Genomic DNA, 16,071 nt, shown 5'->3' with positions numbered 1-16,071 from the left:
TGGTGTCATTGTTGACATCGGTATTTTTTTGAGGATCACATGCCAACCAGAGAACCAGTAAATTCAAATGAAGAAGGTGAGCACTTACTAGAGCTTAGACACCTTACATTAGACGATTATGACGATATCAGGGAGCTGCAGGACGCGATATATCAGCGAGTGGGTGGTACGCTTCCTTTCAAGCAGTTTAAAGCCCAAATTTCTACCTTCCCCGATGGGCAAATCTGCATTGATGACAAAGGCAAAGTTGTTGCGGTTGCGTTGTCAGTTATTGTTGATTATGAACAATTTGGTGACAAGCATACCTACGAAGAAATAACCGGTGACGCTTATATCACTACGCACGATCCAAATGGTGACGTGTTGTATGGTGTTGATGTTTTTGTGTCGCCAGAATATCGAGGCTTGCGTTTAGGTCGTCGCTTGTACGAGGCGCGCAAAGAGTTAGTGCGTAATTTGAATTTGCGCTCGATTATGGCCGGTGGTCGTATTCCAAACTACATTCAATATGCAAAAGAACTGACACCGTATGAGTATATCGAACAAGTTAAATCGAAAGATATTTTCGATCCTATTTTGACTTTTCAATTGTCCAACGGATTTGACGTAAAACAGGTCATGAAGGCGTATTTGCCCGAGGATAAAGACTCGTTAGGTTATGCCACCTTATTGCAGTGGCACAATATGTACTTCGATGCTGAGAAGCCAAACTTGTTAGGCGGTAAGCGTTCATCGGCGAGAGTAGGTTGTGTGCAATGGCAAATGCGTTACTTTGAGAACGTAGAAGCGCTACTGCAACAAGTAGAATATTTTGTTGACGCATTATCTGACTATAAGTGTGATGTCGCTTTGTTTCCTGAGTTTTTCAATGCACCGCTAATGGGCTTGAGTGATGGTGAAAGTTCAATTGATGCTATTTGGCATTTAGCTGAATATACAGAAGAAATTTTAACCGCTATCTCGCGTTTATCGGTATCCTACAATATCAACATCATTGCCGGTTCAATGCCTGTTGTTGAAGATGATGAGCTGTTTAACGTTGCGTATTTATGCCACCGTGATGGCAAAATTGAAAGCCAATATAAACTGCAATTAACGCCCCATGAGAAGAAAGAATGGATAATGAAGGGGGGCAACAAGTTGCAATCGTTTAATACTGATTTTGGTAAAATTGGTATTCTGATTTGTTACGACGTTGAATTTCCTGAATTAGCGCGATTGCTATCCGAACAAGATATTCAAGTGTTGTTCGTCCCTTTTTGGACGGACACCAAAAATGGCTACCTGCGGGTGCGTCGATGTGCGCAAGCTAGGGCGATTGAAAATGAATGTTATGTGGCTATTGCGGGCAGCGTAGGAAACTTACCACAAGTGGATAATGTGGATATTCAGTATGCCCAAACAGCAGTATTCTCACCCTCTGATTTTGCTTTTCCGCATGACGCCATTGTATCTGAAACGACACCAAATACTGAAATGACGCTCATTGTTGACCTTGATTTTGACAAACTAACAAAGCTTCAGAATGAAGGCTCGGTGCGCAACTATTTGGACAAACGTCGAGATTTATTCAGAGTGGAATGGTTGGGCGAGAAGTAGTTCAGCAAAAGTTGTTCATGAAAGCACTTTATGAAAAGCACTTTATGAAAATCAGTTTATGAAAATCAGGTTATAAAAAGCAGTTGATGCAAAAGCGGATATTCAGCGTTAAATGAACGTCCGCTATCATTAGCAAGATTATGTGAGTCAATTGCCTGACACTTTTTCTCCGTGTATCCAGCATCCTTTCATACGCATATCGTCGTCAAGTAACACGAAGTCAGCTTTATTTCCGCTAAGTAACTTTCCTCTATCTTGAATACCCAACAGGCGGGCTGGAACCTGGCTCGCCATGTTGAGCACATCTCCTAGCAGATCATTTGCGTCGGTCCATCTGGTGTGTTGCTTCAGCAAAGAATACATATTTCTTACTGCACTGTTCATGTCTAAACACGAACCGGCGAGACTGCCGTCATCCAATGTCAATTTGCCGGCCGTTTTGGTGATGGTTGAATTCAGCCATGCCAAAGTTTGCAGATCGGACCCCACATGTGCCATTGCATCAGTTACCAACATTAAACGCTCAGCACCAATGCATTGGTAGGCTAGGGCGCAGTTCTGCGGGTGGACATGGTGCAAGTCGGCAATCAATCCTGCGGTTACGCGTAAATCGCTTAACGCAATGTTAATCAGTCCAGGCTCCCTTGCTGTTAACCCTGACATAGCATTGAATAAGTGGGTGATACAAGTTGCGCCGGCCTCAATCGCCCTAAGTGCTTGATCACTATTTGCGCCCGTATGGCCCAACGAAACAATAACACCTTGGTTAACAAGGTCGGTGATCACATCGGGTGATACATTTTCTGGTGCAAGAGTCACTAAAACCCGACCGATATCACTGCGTGTAAACGTGGCTAAATCGATATCACTGATTGTTCTGACATGCTTGCTCGGATGAATGCCGCGCTTTACCTTACTTAAATTCGGTCCTTCAAAGTGAATTCCCAAGATACCAGATATGGGTTTAGCTATAGCCTCGGCAACAGCATTGGCTGCTGTTTTCATCACCTCACTGCTATCCGTTATTAGGGTTGGTAACATGCCCGTTGTGCCATATTTCGAATGGCCTTGCAGCATCGCAACCAGGGTTTCAAGTGAGGGTTCATGATTGAACAAAACCCCACCACCGCCATTAACTTGAGTATCGATAAAACCAGCACACACCAACCCATCTAGCTTTACATCTGCTTTTAAGTGAGTGGAGTGAGCTTTTTTGATACTGCAAATGATACCTTTGCTGACGTCTAAGTGCATGTTGTCATGCATTCGCAGACCGTCAAATAGTCGCTTGGCGAAATAGCTTGTCATGTAATTACTCATTTTGTGTTGGCTTTGTTGCTTGCGCAGCGTAATTGTAATGGTAGCGCACTCTCAAACAACATTGATAAATATTACGTAAACTAGTTAACATAGATTACGCATCGTTAGCTTATCAAATGCTAGCTTATCAAATGCTATTTTATCAAATGCTCGCTTATCAAATATTCGTCTATTTCGTGTTTACTGTGCAATTAATATCTAAGGCGTATCTAATGTGACAAAAAAACAGCGATATACTAAGCTATGTTCATTTCTTTTTGATTGAGAATACGATGTTAGATAAAAATGATACCGGTCTTATTGTCGTCGATGTTCAAGGTAAATTGTCGCATCTTGTGCACAATAGCGAGATGATGTTTCAGAATGTAGCCAAGTTGATTAAAGGCTGCATCTTACTGGAGTTACCAATCTTAGTGCTTGAACAGAATCCCGAAAAGTTAGGCAAAACAGCATCCGAGATCAGGCCCTTATTAAATAGTTATCCTTGCATTAAAAAATACACATTTGATGCTTGCGCAAGCCCTCGTTTTGTTGAGAAAATTAACAAAGTAGGGGTTAAACATTGGCTAATTTGTGGCATCGAAGCGCATGTTTGTGTATACCAAACTGCGATGGGCTTAAAACAAATGGGTAAGTCAATTGAAGTCGTTGTCGACAGCATAGGTTCGCGGGAAGATACCAACAAACAGGCTGCCATTACCAAATTGCTAAGCAAGGATGTGGGCATCACTAGCACTGAAATGTGCCTGTTTGAAATGATAAAAGACTGTAAAGATGATAAGTTTAAGGCGCTTTTAGACATCGTTCGATAAGTGTTTGCTATTACCGTCCAAGATCCACAACTGAAAAGGATAATTAAGAATGGCGACTGAATTAAAGATAGATATTGTGTCCGATATATCCTGCCCATGGTGCATTATCGGTTTTAAAGCACTGCAAGCAGCCTTAAAAGAAGTAGCGCCAGATATTACGGCAAGTATCGAATGGCAACCCTTTGAACTGAATCCACAAATGCCACCCGAAGGGCAGGAAATAAACGAGCATTTAACTCAAAAATATCAAATTTCTGAGCAACAAGCAGAACAAAATCGAGACGCTATTAGGCAGCGCGGACTCGACGTTGGCTATGCATTTGGTAACAGAGGGGGTGGTCGCATTTATAATACGTTTGATGCGCATCGTTTATTACACTGGGCCAAAACTCAGGGTAAGCAGACTGAATTAAAGCTGGCATTGTTTGATTTGTATTTCAAAAACAATGGCAATCCAAGCGCCCATGAGCAGCTTTTAAAAACAGCTAATAGTGTTGGTTTAGATGTTGCCGGCGCTAAAAAAGTATTGCAGTCGGATCGATTTACAGCAGACGTTCGCCAATTACAGCAACAATATCAGAGTGCGGGAGTGCAATCTGTGCCGGCGGTCATTGTCAACAATAAACACTTGATCAGCGGTGGACAGCCTGCTGAAGTGTTTCAGCAAGCATTAATTAAAATCGCAAATGAGAGATGAAAAGTTTCAGCTTTTCGCGCGCATTATCGTTTTTGAAAACAATAAGCAAAGAGGTGTTGGCAATGACAATGGCAGTTGCCGCCACAGTCACAGTAACATTAATGGCTTGTTAGCCAAAATTAGAGGAAGCCAAAGTGTCTGAAGTAGTACAAAAAGCATATAAAATTATTACTGTTGATTACCCTATCACGGCAAAAGGAGACGTCGTTGATACTTATTTTGATGATCAAGTTGCAGATCCATATCGCTGGCTAGAAGACGACCGCAGTGCAGAAACTGAAGCATGGGTAGACACACAAAATGAAACCACACAGGCTTATTTAGAAAACATTTCTTACCGTGAAGAAATTGCCAAAGTTGTGCGTGACTTACTAGATTATGAGCGCGTATCTGCCCCTTTCACTGAAGGCGAGTACACGTATTTTTATAAAAATGATGGCTTACAAAATCAAAGCCTTGTTTATCGTTCAAAAGGCGGCGGTGATGCGACCGTTTTTATTGACCCTAACAAATTTAGCGATGACGGCACGATATCGCTAGCGGGTTTGTCATTCTCTGCTGATGGTTCCACAGCAGCTTATCAAACGTCTACTGGCGGTAGCGACTGGCGCCAAGTTTATGTTATTAACACCGACACTACAGAGTTACTTAGCGACACCTTGATAAACGTTAAATTTAGCGGCTTGTCATGGTACAAAAATGAAGGTATTTATTACTGCAGTTATGACAAACCGGCGGGTTCTGAGTTAAGTCAAAAAACCGATCAGCACAAGCTTTATTATCACAAAATTGGAACGCCCCAAGCGGATGATCTCAAGATATACGGTCATACTGATGTTGAAAAACACCGTTATATTGGTGCTCAAGTCAGTGAGGATGATCGCTTTTTATTGGTATCTGCGGCAAACTCAACCTCGGGTAATCGCGCATTTTTAAAAGACCTTTCAAATCCAAATGCGGGTTGGAAAACAGTTATTGAGACCACTGACAACGACGTTTCGATGCTTACTAATAAAGGTGACAGCCTTTACTTAACAACTAATCACAATGCGCTTAATAGCAAAGTTGTTGTGGTAAATGCGAAGGCGCCGAGTGTCGAGAATTGGAAAGATCTGATCCCCGAAACGACCAATGTGTTGTCGCCAAGCAGTGCCGGCGGGTATATTTTTGCAGAATATATGGTGGATGCGATTTCTAAGGTTTATCAATACAATTTAGAAGGCAAAAAACTGCGCACAATTGAACTGCCAGACATCGGCTCCGTCAGCATGAACGGCGATAAGTTCGATGCAAACACCAGTTATTACACATTCAGTAATTACATTACCCCAACGACTATTTACGCCCTAGATATTGCAACGGGTGAGTCGATGCTGTTTAACAAGCCGGCATCAAAGTTTGATGCGTCTAAATTTGTTTCAAAACAAGTTTTTTATAAGTCCAAAGACGGCACTCATGTGCCTATGATCATCACATATCACAAAGATACCGAGCTGAATGGTAAAAACCCAACAATGCTCTACGGCTACGGTGGCTTTAACATTAGCCTAACACCGAGCTTTAGTCCTACGCTTGCAGCTTGGCTTGAATTGGGCGGTGTTTACGCTGTTCCCAATATTCGCGGCGGCGGTGAGTACGGCAAAGCATGGCATAAAGCGGGTACACAAATGCAAAAGCAAAACGTATTTGATGACTTTATTGCCGCTGCTGAATATCTTATTGATAACAAGTATACAAGCAGTAGTTATCTTGCTTTACGCGGCGGCTCTAACGGCGGTTTGTTAGTTGGCGCAGTAATGACTCAACGTCCAGACCTTGCCAAAGTTGTGTTACCAGCTGTTGGTGTATTGGACATGTTGCGCTACCACACATTCACCGCCGGCGCTGGCTGGGCTTACGATTATGGCACCGCTGAGCAAAGCCGAGAAATGTACAATTACATAAAAGCTTATTCACCGGTTCATAATGTGAAAGCAGGTAAAAAATACCCTGCAACGATGATCACTACTGCGGATCATGATGACCGAGTCGTACCGGCACATTCATTCAAGTTTGCTGCGGTACTGCAGGAATTCCAAGAAGGTGATAATCCAGTACTTATTCGCATTGAAACTGATGCAGGTCACGGTGCAGGAACACCTATTAGCAAAACCATTGAGCAGTATGCTGATATTTACGGTTTTGTATTGTATAACATGGGTGTTGAAGAGTTGACGTTAAGGTAATGGATTAATAATACGCCGACTATTTTATGGGTAGGACTTTTTTGATTGTAAAGTTGTGCCCATAGTTCGCTGGTTAATACGTCCAGATGCTAAGTATGATATTACTTTTCTGCAATCTAATCACAAGGTAACTATGTCTTGTTACCTTATTTTAGCCTTTGTGACTTGAAGGCTGTTAAAGTGCTCTCAAGCCTATAAATTATCTATCAAGAAAAGTACTCATCAATGAAATACATCTCACTAAAATGGTTCGGGTATATATTGGTATCGGTCATTGCTTGTGTTTTCTGCATTGCTTACCTAACACTGCCAAGTATGCCTGACACTCGCGCGTACATAGCTAAGGCCACAAAGTATGATGTTGAAGTCATGCGCGACGGGCTCGGAATTCCTCATATTTACGGCAACAGGGATATCGATACTGCATTTGGATTGGGCTATGTACAAAGTGAAGACGATTTTGAAACGCTTCAATCCGTGTTACTTGCAACGCGGGGTACATTGGCTGCTGAAATAGGATATCAGGCTACAGAGACCGATTTCGTGGTTCAATTTATGGGTGTCTGGGATGCCGTCAACGCAAATTATGAGAGGCAAGTACCAGAAAAGATCAAACAAATCGCACAAGCCTATGCGGATGGTGTGAACCTATATGCAGCTCAGAACCCACAACATGTCAGCCGCTACTTTTTACCCGCGACAGGCAAAGATATTATCGCGGGCTTTACGTTTAAAATGCCGATGTTTTATGGCTTTGACCAGATACTAAGTGATTTAGTTAACCTTGCAGTGCCGCCCGAGGTTGCTAAGTCGCAAAATGCACTTATTTGGCAACCCACCAACGCATTGCCCATTGGTAGTCAAGGTATTGCTGTCGCTCCACATCGTTCAGAAGACGGGCTCACGCATTTATTAATCAATAGTCACCAACCTCTCTCTGGCCCAGTTGCTTGGTATGAGGCGCGTTTGCACAGTGAGGAGGGATGGAACATGGTGGGTTCTACTTTCCCTGGTGCACCGGTAATTATTCATGGCCACAATGATCATTTGGGTTGGGCTAACACAGTGAATAAGCCTGATTTAGTGGATATTTATCAATTAACTATCAACCCTGATAACGAAAATCAATATCTCCTAGATGGACAGTGGAAAACGTTTAAAACAAAAGTGGCTAAAATGACCATAAAGTTATTCGGTCCGTTGAGATGGACTGTAAAAAAAGAAATTAATATATCCGAGCATGGGCCGGTGATGGCAACCAAGAGAGGTTCATTTGCACTGCGCTGGTCCGGTATGAACGAAGTGGGTACTTTAGAGTTTATGTTTGCGGCAAACAAAGCCACTAATAAAGAACAATTTGAAGCGGCTTTGAAATTAAATAGCATGCCCAGTATTAACTTTGTATATGCAGATAAAGCCGGCAATATCGCACACTATTATAACGCAAAGTTCCCCAAGCGCATCGATGGATGGCAATGGGATAGAATTCTACCGGGTGATCGTTCGGATTTAATTTGGACTGAATTTCATGACTTTTCTGCTATGCCAAAAACAGTCAATCCGAGTTCTGGGCTAGTTTATAATGCCAACAACACACCTTGGCTAGCGACTGATGGCGATGATGATGCGCAAGAAAGCCAATACCCTGAGTCGATGGGAATTGAGACCTTTGTGACTAACCGTGCGTTACAAATTGAGGAAAAATTAAAAGGCGTAAAGAAGATATCTAAGGGACTTTTTAAGGAAGTGAAATATGACTTGTTCTATCATCCAAACTCTTATCAAATCACGGTATTCCATAAATGGCTAGCGCAACAACAAAGCGTCGACTTAAGCCAAATTGAATTAGGCGCTCTGGATGCATTGCGCAGTTGGAACCTCTCAACTCACCAAGATAATCATGAAGCGGCTCTAGCGGTGCTGACGATGGCTCCTATACAAAAAGCCAATGGCAAACCAGTAGAGATGCACAAAATCACGCAAGCCTTCAAAAAAGCGGTCGCTGTATTAGTCAAATATCACGGCAGTTATACACCACCTTATGGTGACGTATATCGTTTAAAACGAGGTGAAAAGAATCTGCCAATGAGTGGCGGGCCTGATATTTTGCGTGCGGTTTATGGTCAGGAAATGGACCAAAATGGACAAATTGAAAACATTGCTGGCGACGGCTTTATGATGTTCGTGTCTTGGGATAAAAATGGAGTGGTTCAAAGTGACGCCATCCATCAGTATGGTTCGGCTACAAAGGACAGCAATTCGGTGCACTACAATGACCAAATGGAGATGTTTGTTGCACAACAAGAACGGCGCGTGTTGTTTCAACGCGCTGAGTTAGAAAAGCAGGTAGAGCGCCGTTATCGTCCCGGTCTTAAATAAAAGAGCGGCATCAACTTTGCGCTCTGGCAATCGTAGATTATTTGAGTGATTTTACGTTTGTTGCATACGGCAAGTATTACGTTTACTCTCCTAACTATCCCGATTTTTAGCAGTACACTAAGAATAATTTATGCCTCAAAAAGCCACATTTTTCAGCAAACAATGCCTTTTGGTGCGTGTGCTCTTAGTTTGTTTGGCTATTTCTGTTAATACAACCCTCTGTGTTCATGCTAGCGCGCAATCTATTCCTACTATTAACGTATCTCAGCAGTATCAAGACGGTGACGTTAAACTGGACGGCCCCTGGGGTTTTTACTGGGGCGAATGGTTGCCCTTAAATGAGTTAGATAGCCATAAATATCCAATCAGAATTATCCGGAAACTAGATTTTTTAGAAAATATCGTTGAAAAGGATGTGCACAACACACAGCCATTTGTATATGGTTATGGCACTTATCTTCTTGAAATAGATGGGCTAGAGGGAGTGTTTGAGCAACCCGCTATTCATATGCGCAGTGTCAGTGATGCATGGCAAGCTTGGTGGGTAAACGCAGATGGAAGCAGTCGCTATCTTGGCAATTCAGGTAAAATATCCAAAGATGGCCTGGACCAAGAACAACGCTACAGAACCACAATCTTAGATTTACCGACTGATAGTAACAAAGGCACCCTTGTTATTTACTTGTCCAGTCATACGTCTGTCCGTGCTGGTTTATTCGCGGTCCCAGTGATACAAGAACATGAGCAAGCAAGCCGAAGTATCTACATCGACTTGGCGATTAGAATATTAATCGTTGGTGTTGGTGTTTTTGTGGTTATGCAAAATTTAATTTTTTATGCTCAACGACCAAAGGAAAAAACACTACTTTTGTTAGTAATATTAGGCTTTGCAGGATTAATGCGAGGCTTAGTTGCTTCCGACTATTTTTACGTGTTCATAGGAGACCCTGCGCTATTTTTTACTATTTCTAAACTTGAATACGTCTTAATTATTTGGCCAGCAATAGCGGCGGTGCATTTCTTTGCGAATCTTTGTCCGTTTAAAGGTGATGTGCAGTTTGTACAAGTAAATTATGGCATATTGATAATCACTATCTTGGCTACTTGGCTATTACCCATGCAAATAGTGATGCTCTATTTGCTTGTATACCAATCGATATTATTATTTATTGCGGCAAGCATTCTGCTGATTGTTAGCAATGGGATTATCCAAAAAATGCCTGGCTCTCGATCTTTAATGATGAGTCTGTTGCCCCTATTACTTGCAGTGTGTAATGACATATATGCTACCTATTCTAGTCAATATAATTTGTTTATTACTGAATATGGGCTGTTTATATTCTTCTTCGTGCAATCTCAAATTCATGCATCGCATTACCTTGGTGCGTTGCAAACAGCAGAGCACTTAACCAATAATCTGCAGAAAGAAATTAATCTTAAAACAGAAGAGTTGTCGGTTCGCAATCAAATGCTGGAAACTAAAGCGCTTGATTTAGAGCAGCAAAGCAACAAAATAAAACAGCTTTCTAAAATTGACCATTTGACTGGATTGTTTAACCGACAAACATTAGATGAATACTCTACCGCGCAGTTCAAACAGACCCGAGAGCGACAACTTCCGCTCGCAGTTATCATGATGGATATTGATAATTTTAAGAAGGTAAACGATCAATATGGGCATGGAGTCGGCGATGGCTGTCTTAAGTTTGTCGCTGATTATTTAGCCAATAGTGGGCTGCGTAAAGACGATATTGTGGCTCGCTACGGTGGCGAAGAGATATTAATATTACTGCCAAATACTGACTTAGTTGAAGCTGAAATTATGACTAGACGACTTTGCGAGGGACTTAACCAGAAATCAGTTGTGGGGGCTCATCCTCCGATAACGTTGACCGCAAGCTTTGGTGTTGCAGAACGCATAACGAGCAAGGTAAATCGTATTGAAGACCTCATTGACGAAGCCGATAAGGCATTGTATAGCGCCAAGAAAAATGGAAAAAACAGGGTCGAAGTTGCAAATATCCCCAGGCAGTAACTGCAGTATAAAGCACTAGTTCTGTGCTCAGATTGCAAACGATCCTCATTGAATTGCAGTTTATGCAATACACTAGACTTCTTAAGAATTTGCTAAAAGAATGATCCCGTTACAATCTGCATGCTATTATTTAAATACATGATTTACGCAACCTAATTAAGTGCTATGTACGACATCCCCCAAATTGATTTAAAAGGTAAAGTGTCATCCCAAGAATGGCAAACAAGGGTAGCGTTAGCAGCCTGCTACCGGCTATTAGTTTTGCACGGTTGGGACGACTTGATTCACACCCATGTGTCAGCGCGTGTACCCGGTACGGAAGACTTACTCATCAATGCGTTTGGCCTCGCTTTTGAAGAAGTAACGGCGTCTAACCTAGTCAAAATTGATATTGAAGGTAATGTGATTGATAAAGGATCACCATTCTCAATTAATCCAGCAGGCTTTACAATTCACAGTGCCGTGCATATAGCGCGTCCTGAAGCGCAATGTGTTTTGCATCTCCATCACGCTGATGCTATTGCTGTTGCGAGTGACATCGAAGGCTTGCAACCTTATAGCCAATACTCGGCTTTTGCATTGGCCAGTATGAGTTACCATAATTATGAAGGCTTGGCGGTGAACCCGGATGAGGTCAAACGCTTACAAGCTAACTTAGGTACCGCCAACTTTATGTTGCTTCGAAACCATGGCGCATTAACGCTGGGAAATACTATCGGTGACGCTTTCATGCATATGTATGACTTGCTTCGCGCCTGTGAAATACAAGTCAAAATGCAGAACACCAACAATCGGCTAACAACAGTGCATCAATCCACAATCGATGGTATTCAAGCACAAGCTAATATTGTGCACACGGGTTTAACTGGCGGACAAAAAGCATGGCCAGCGATGATGCGAAGAGTAAAACGTGCTTATCCCGAGTTTGATTTATAAAACCAGATAATGATTAACGCGAGCGCTATTTGGCTACCATAATAGTCAAAATCGCGTTCAATAAGTAACTTATTGTGAGACCTAAAAATGAAAATAACCCACGTAGAAATTTTTGATATTCATTGTCCTGAGCGCCCATCTTGGCATCCTGTTTTTGTACGCGTGCATACCGACGAGGGTATTCATGGCGTTGGTGAGGCTGGATTAGCTTATGATTGGGGTCATAGTGCTGCCGCAGCAATGATTAAGGAAATAGTAGAAGCGGTTTTGATTGGTTTCGACCCATTTAAAACTGAGTTGCTGTGGTCTCGTATGTTACGTGAAAGTTTTTGGGGTTTGGGCGGTGGTCCTGTTTTATATGCAGCAATGAGCGCTATTGATACCGCATTGTGGGACATCAAAGGTAAAGCATTAAACGTGCCGGTGTATCAGCTACTAGGCGGCAAAACCAATGATGACCTGCGTACTTATGCTAGCCAATTACAGTTTGATTGGAGCCAAGACTGCGTTAAAATGCTAACCCCCGACGATTACGCGCGAGCCGCCAGTAAAGCAATAGCAGAAGGCTATGATGCGGTTAAAGTTGACCCTATTGTGTACGATGCTAACGGTGACTCAAGTTATGATCGGACCAAGCTATTTACACCAAAACAAATGAAGCTGTTTGGTGACCGGATGCGTGCTATTCGTAAAGAAGTGGGTGACGACGTCGATATTATTTTTGAAGCGCATTCACTGATGGGATGTGCCTCTGCTATTCAAATGGGCTCCATAGTTGAAGAAGTGGGTTGCATGATGTTTGAAGAACCCGTGAATTATTTAAATTCTGCGGTACATAAAAAAGTATCTCAGAATGTAAAAGTACCTATTGCCGGTGGCGAACGTTTATACCATCGCTGGGATGTGCGTCCCTACTTTGAAGATCAGAGTATTGATGTATTGCAACCTGATGTTGGATTATGTGGCGGCTTTACCGAAGCTAAAAAAGTCTGTGACTATGCCGATGTGTACGACATTCGAGTGCAAGCACACGTTTGCGGTGGCCCTGTAGCAACCGCGGCGGCATTACAATTAGAAGCCGCTATTCCTAATTTTTTAATTCACGAACATCATACTTACGCAATTAAGTCATGGAACAGAGAACTGTGTATTCAAGATTACCAACCGGTTAATGGTAAATTTAAAGTGCCTGATTTACCGGGTATTGGTATTGAATTAAATGATGATGTTGTGAAGCGTTCGCCACACATTACTGTGAAGTAGCGGGCTCGTTTTTAGTCACTATTTGTAGCTAGCGATAAGTTAGTTTTGCTGAACTCATAAATACGAAAAGCGTTGTCAAAGTACAGCGCTTTTTCATGCTTGGCATCTAATAAACCGTGTGCAATCATTTGCTCAAGTACTGAAAAAATCCGTTGCCAATAATCGTCGTAATTGAACGCCAACTCACATAGCGGAAAGTTGCTCGCGAGCATGACATTGGCATGACCAAACACATCAATACAGTGCGCTAACACAGCGTGTATTTGGCTTTTCTTATAACCCCGTTCGAGCATTTCAAAGCCCGAACATTTTACCGCGATATTAGGCAAACGTGCCAATAACTGACTGTTTATTTTCCAGTCACTAAAGGCCGAGTTAGGCTGCCCATCAAGGTCTGATGCTGGTGGCGCAAAGCCCGCGTGATTTAGTACCAACTGTAAATTTGGAAGATGCTGAAAAAAACTAAAAATCTGCACTACTAGCTGGCGATTGTTAACATCGCATTGCAGCTCAAATATACCATTACGTTTTTCTAAAGCACCTAAATTTATAAACGAATTTTTATTTCCTAACAACGTTGTTGTAGCAAGATCATTTGCGGATTTGGCATCGTGCTTATATAGGTCTGTCGAATTTTCGATCACGTCCATCGCTTCTACTATATGTCGAATACCCGCCGCGCTGTGGTGTTGCCATTGATTATCCAGTTCAATGATAAACTCTTTGGGTGCAAGCGTAATATCGATAAAGCCGATTGAGCGTTGTGGCAGACTTGCTCTGTTCTCCACATTTGTGAGTTCACGATGACCGTTTTTATTGTCAAAACCCGCTTCAATATGAACATACCCAGCAATTGAAAATGCTGTCTGCTGTTGTAAGTCGGTATCATTATAGCTATTACAAATGTTGTTTTTATCCAACCATTGAGGAGGAAACTCAGGCTTTAGCCAGTCATATTGACCCTGTTCTAAATCAAACAAATGGACGTGCGGATCAATAATAATTTTCATTCATTAAGCCGCCGTATAGCCGCCATCGATGACTTGCAAACTGCCGGTCACAAAACTAGCATCATCTGATGCTAAGAAATAAGCCATCGCGGCCACTTCTTCAGGTTGGCCAATGCGACCCAGGGGTTGCAGTGCTGCTTCGTGCGCATGAACTGCGTTTTTATCAGCACCACTTTGCTCACAATATCGATCAATCGCATTGTGATATAGCGGCGTTTCTATTGTTCCGGGGCACAATGCATTTGCACGAATATTGAATTTCGCATAATCCACAGCCGTCGTTTTTGCCATGGACGCTAATGCGTGTTTGCTTAAGTTATATGCGAAGGAATTTGTTTTTGCTACAAGCGCCTGCTCAGAGGCGACATAAAGGATCACGCCGCCACCGGATTTCATTGCAGGCAAAACTGCTTGCGTTGCTGAAAATGCACCCTTCACGTTTAGATTAAACAGGGCTAACAAGTCAGCTTCAGAGGTTGCTTCAATATTGGCAGAAACATGCTTACCTGCATTGCATATAAGTACGTTAATGCTATGTTTGCTCGCGATATCAGTAATAATATGACACACAGCATCATGATTTCTAACGTCGCATTCAATAAATTGACCATGCACCCCGGGCTGAATATCTAAATTAAACACAGTAAAGCCATTGGCTTCAAACTTAGCAGCAATTGCTGAGCCAATCCCTGAACTACCGCCGGTGAGCACCAGTGTTTTTTGCATATCGATATCTTCGCTCTTATTTATGGGCATTTATAGGTGCTAACGGGTATTAACAGAATAATAATTTACGCTATAATAATGACATGTTTATGCCTCGTTTAATACAATTCACCTTCTATCCACCTTGTAGCCACCTTGTAGCCACCTTCTATCCACCTTGTAGCCACCTTCTATCCACCTTCTATTTGCGCAACCACAAACCAATTCATACTCGGGATATAGCTCGATACCAAATAGCTTGATACTAAATACTGTTTTTTGCTTGTTGTGCTATCGACATAGTTGAATGGTTGAGGTGTAAGCAGAGTCTTTGCACTTGCCTCTGAATACAACTGTTGCAACGTAACTTTGCCTGCAACTTTGGGGTCACAATGCACCTGTATTTTACCTGTGCTATCAACAATGAACAGCTTACCATCCTCATTCAGTGATGATTTCGCTAACATATCAACAACACCCTCAAATGAAGTCGCAATACCCGAGAGGCCATTCCCATCGTCCTGCCGATAGTTAACATAAAGATCGACGCGTTTATTATTTTGGTCGTGATAAACACTAATTAGATTTTGTTCGTTACTTTTTAGGTAAGCAAAATACCAAGTATCAATTTCTGGTACCAAAACTCGTAAAAAACCTTCGTGGTTCCAATATCTATTGCTGTTGATGTCGGCAAAGGAAGCACTTGTTAATTCGTATTCGTTAACTAAATAACCTAATTTATTGAGTAATATAATTTCATCTGCTGGTGCAAATCCGTTATTCACCCATGCTTGAATGTGGGTGTCATTGGCGATGGTATTTGCTAACATTTTCATGCTTGATATTCGTTTGTCTATATTGCCAGCAATGTTTTGCATTGTTAGCGCGACAACTGAGTCGGACGTGCGGGTTTGAGCTTGTTCACTTACCCGCTGCTCAGCGTGCACGTTAAGTGCAAAATGAGATAGGATAAAAACAAAGAGGACGTGGATTAATTTACCTTGAATGATCGTTTTGGAACCCATGTTTGAATGCAGCCTAGCGTATAAAATATAATATTAGTATGCTAATAAATGCACACGGTATGCAA

At 42.1% G+C, this 16,071-nt stretch carries 13 protein-coding genes; 9 read left to right on the top strand and 4 right to left on the bottom strand.

What is annotated here, in order from left to right:
* The first annotated feature begins 39 nt into the window (after window positions 1–39).
* Window positions 40–1,599 carry a bifunctional GNAT family N-acetyltransferase/carbon-nitrogen hydrolase family protein gene (locus CXF81_RS04725; RefSeq protein WP_101180222.1) on the top strand — a complete coding sequence of 520 codons (1,560 nt, stop codon included), beginning with the start codon at window positions 40–42 and terminating at the stop codon, window positions 1,597–1,599.
* A gap of 147 nt (window positions 1,600–1,746) precedes the next feature.
* On the opposite strand, the gene nagA is transcribed toward CXF81_RS04725, so the two are convergent.
* A complete protein-coding gene (gene nagA / locus CXF81_RS04720) occupies window positions 1,747–2,907 on the bottom strand; it encodes an N-acetylglucosamine-6-phosphate deacetylase (RefSeq protein WP_101180221.1) in 1,161 nt (386 codons plus the stop codon).
* A gap of 112 nt (window positions 2,908–3,019) precedes the next feature.
* Between nagA and CXF81_RS20615 the strand changes: the two genes are divergently transcribed.
* The 8 genes from CXF81_RS20615 (at window position 3,020) to CXF81_RS04680 (ending at window position 13,266) form a co-directional block, all read left to right on the top strand.
* On the top strand, window positions 3,020–3,121 hold the full coding sequence (locus CXF81_RS20615; protein ID WP_101180260.1) for a pentapeptide repeat-containing protein: 102 nt from the start codon (window positions 3,020–3,022) through the stop codon (window positions 3,119–3,121).
* 70 nt (window positions 3,122–3,191) lie between these two features.
* On the top strand, window positions 3,192–3,731 hold the full coding sequence (locus tag CXF81_RS04710) for an isochorismatase family protein (protein ID WP_101180220.1): 540 nt from the start codon (window positions 3,192–3,194) through the stop codon (window positions 3,729–3,731).
* A 49-nt stretch (window positions 3,732–3,780) separates the two neighbouring features.
* The gene (locus CXF81_RS04705) at window positions 3,781–4,428 is read left to right on the top strand and encodes a DsbA family oxidoreductase (protein WP_101180219.1); all 648 of its coding nucleotides are present in this window, start codon (window positions 3,781–3,783) and stop codon (window positions 4,426–4,428) included.
* Between the two features lie 134 nt (window positions 4,429–4,562).
* The gene (locus tag CXF81_RS04700) at window positions 4,563–6,653 is read left to right on the top strand and encodes a prolyl oligopeptidase family protein (RefSeq protein WP_101180218.1); all 2,091 of its coding nucleotides are present in this window, start codon (window positions 4,563–4,565) and stop codon (window positions 6,651–6,653) included.
* A 225-nt stretch (window positions 6,654–6,878) separates the two neighbouring features.
* Window positions 6,879–9,032 carry a penicillin acylase family protein gene (locus tag CXF81_RS04695; protein ID WP_101180217.1) on the top strand — a complete coding sequence of 718 codons (2,154 nt, stop codon included), beginning with the start codon at window positions 6,879–6,881 and terminating at the stop codon, window positions 9,030–9,032.
* A 130-nt stretch (window positions 9,033–9,162) separates the two neighbouring features.
* Complete coding sequence (locus tag CXF81_RS04690) at window positions 9,163–11,067, top strand: GGDEF domain-containing protein (protein WP_101180216.1); 1,905 nt, start codon at window positions 9,163–9,165, stop codon at window positions 11,065–11,067.
* 165 nt (window positions 11,068–11,232) lie between these two features.
* Window positions 11,233–12,003 carry a class II aldolase/adducin family protein gene (locus tag CXF81_RS04685; RefSeq protein ID WP_101180215.1) on the top strand — a complete coding sequence of 257 codons (771 nt, stop codon included), beginning with the start codon at window positions 11,233–11,235 and terminating at the stop codon, window positions 12,001–12,003.
* 87 nt (window positions 12,004–12,090) lie between these two features.
* Window positions 12,091–13,266, top strand: a complete 1,176-nt coding sequence (locus CXF81_RS04680) for a mandelate racemase/muconate lactonizing enzyme family protein (RefSeq protein WP_101180214.1) — start codon at window positions 12,091–12,093, stop codon at window positions 13,264–13,266.
* A gap of 11 nt (window positions 13,267–13,277) precedes the next feature.
* On the opposite strand, the gene CXF81_RS04675 is transcribed toward CXF81_RS04680, so the two are convergent.
* The 3 genes from CXF81_RS04675 to CXF81_RS04665 form a co-directional block, all read right to left on the bottom strand.
* On the bottom strand, window positions 13,278–14,276 hold the full coding sequence (locus CXF81_RS04675; protein ID WP_101180213.1) for an amidohydrolase: 999 nt from the start codon (window positions 14,274–14,276) through the stop codon (window positions 13,278–13,280).
* Between the two features lie 3 nt (window positions 14,277–14,279).
* Window positions 14,280–15,032 carry an SDR family NAD(P)-dependent oxidoreductase gene (locus CXF81_RS04670; protein ID WP_232771779.1) on the bottom strand — a complete coding sequence of 251 codons (753 nt, stop codon included), beginning with the start codon at window positions 15,030–15,032 and terminating at the stop codon, window positions 14,280–14,282.
* 140 nt (window positions 15,033–15,172) lie between these two features.
* Window positions 15,173–16,006 (bottom strand): cache domain-containing protein, encoded by an 834-nt coding sequence (locus CXF81_RS04665; protein WP_101180212.1) that lies wholly within the window; start codon window positions 16,004–16,006, stop codon window positions 15,173–15,175.
* Window positions 16,007–16,071 lie beyond the last annotated feature (65 nt).

It is taken from the genome of Glaciecola sp. 33A, assembly GCF_002836745.1.
Taxonomy (GTDB): domain Bacteria; phylum Pseudomonadota; class Gammaproteobacteria; order Enterobacterales; family Alteromonadaceae; genus Glaciecola.
Note: the sequence above shows the minus strand (reverse complement) of the source record. Positions and strands in the feature narration are given on the sequence as shown.

Bases quoted from the DNA above. Each gene is read 5' to 3' on its own strand.
- CXF81_RS04725 (WP_101180222.1), top strand. From the start codon at position 40: ATGCCAACCAGAGAACCAGTAAATTCAAATGAAGAAGGTGAGCACTTA.
- nagA (WP_101180221.1), bottom strand. From the start codon at position 2,907: ATGACAAGCTATTTCGCCAAGCGACTATTTGACGGTCTGCGAATGCAT.
- CXF81_RS04710 (WP_101180220.1), top strand. From the start codon at position 3,192: ATGTTAGATAAAAATGATACCGGTCTTATTGTCGTCGATGTTCAAGGT.
- CXF81_RS04705 (WP_101180219.1), top strand. From the start codon at position 3,781: ATGGCGACTGAATTAAAGATAGATATTGTGTCCGATATATCCTGCCCA.
- CXF81_RS04695 (WP_101180217.1), top strand. From the start codon at position 6,879: ATGAAATACATCTCACTAAAATGGTTCGGGTATATATTGGTATCGGTC.
- CXF81_RS04690 (WP_101180216.1), top strand. From the start codon at position 9,163: ATGCCTCAAAAAGCCACATTTTTCAGCAAACAATGCCTTTTGGTGCGT.
- CXF81_RS04685 (WP_101180215.1), top strand. From the start codon at position 11,233: ATGTACGACATCCCCCAAATTGATTTAAAAGGTAAAGTGTCATCCCAA.
- CXF81_RS04680 (WP_101180214.1), top strand. From the start codon at position 12,091: ATGAAAATAACCCACGTAGAAATTTTTGATATTCATTGTCCTGAGCGC.
- CXF81_RS04675 (WP_101180213.1), bottom strand. From the start codon at position 14,276: ATGAAAATTATTATTGATCCGCACGTCCATTTGTTTGATTTAGAACAG.
- CXF81_RS04670 (WP_232771779.1), bottom strand. From the start codon at position 15,032: ATGCCCATAAATAAGAGCGAAGATATCGATATGCAAAAAACACTGGTG.
- CXF81_RS04665 (WP_101180212.1), bottom strand. From the start codon at position 16,006: ATGGGTTCCAAAACGATCATTCAAGGTAAATTAATCCACGTCCTCTTT.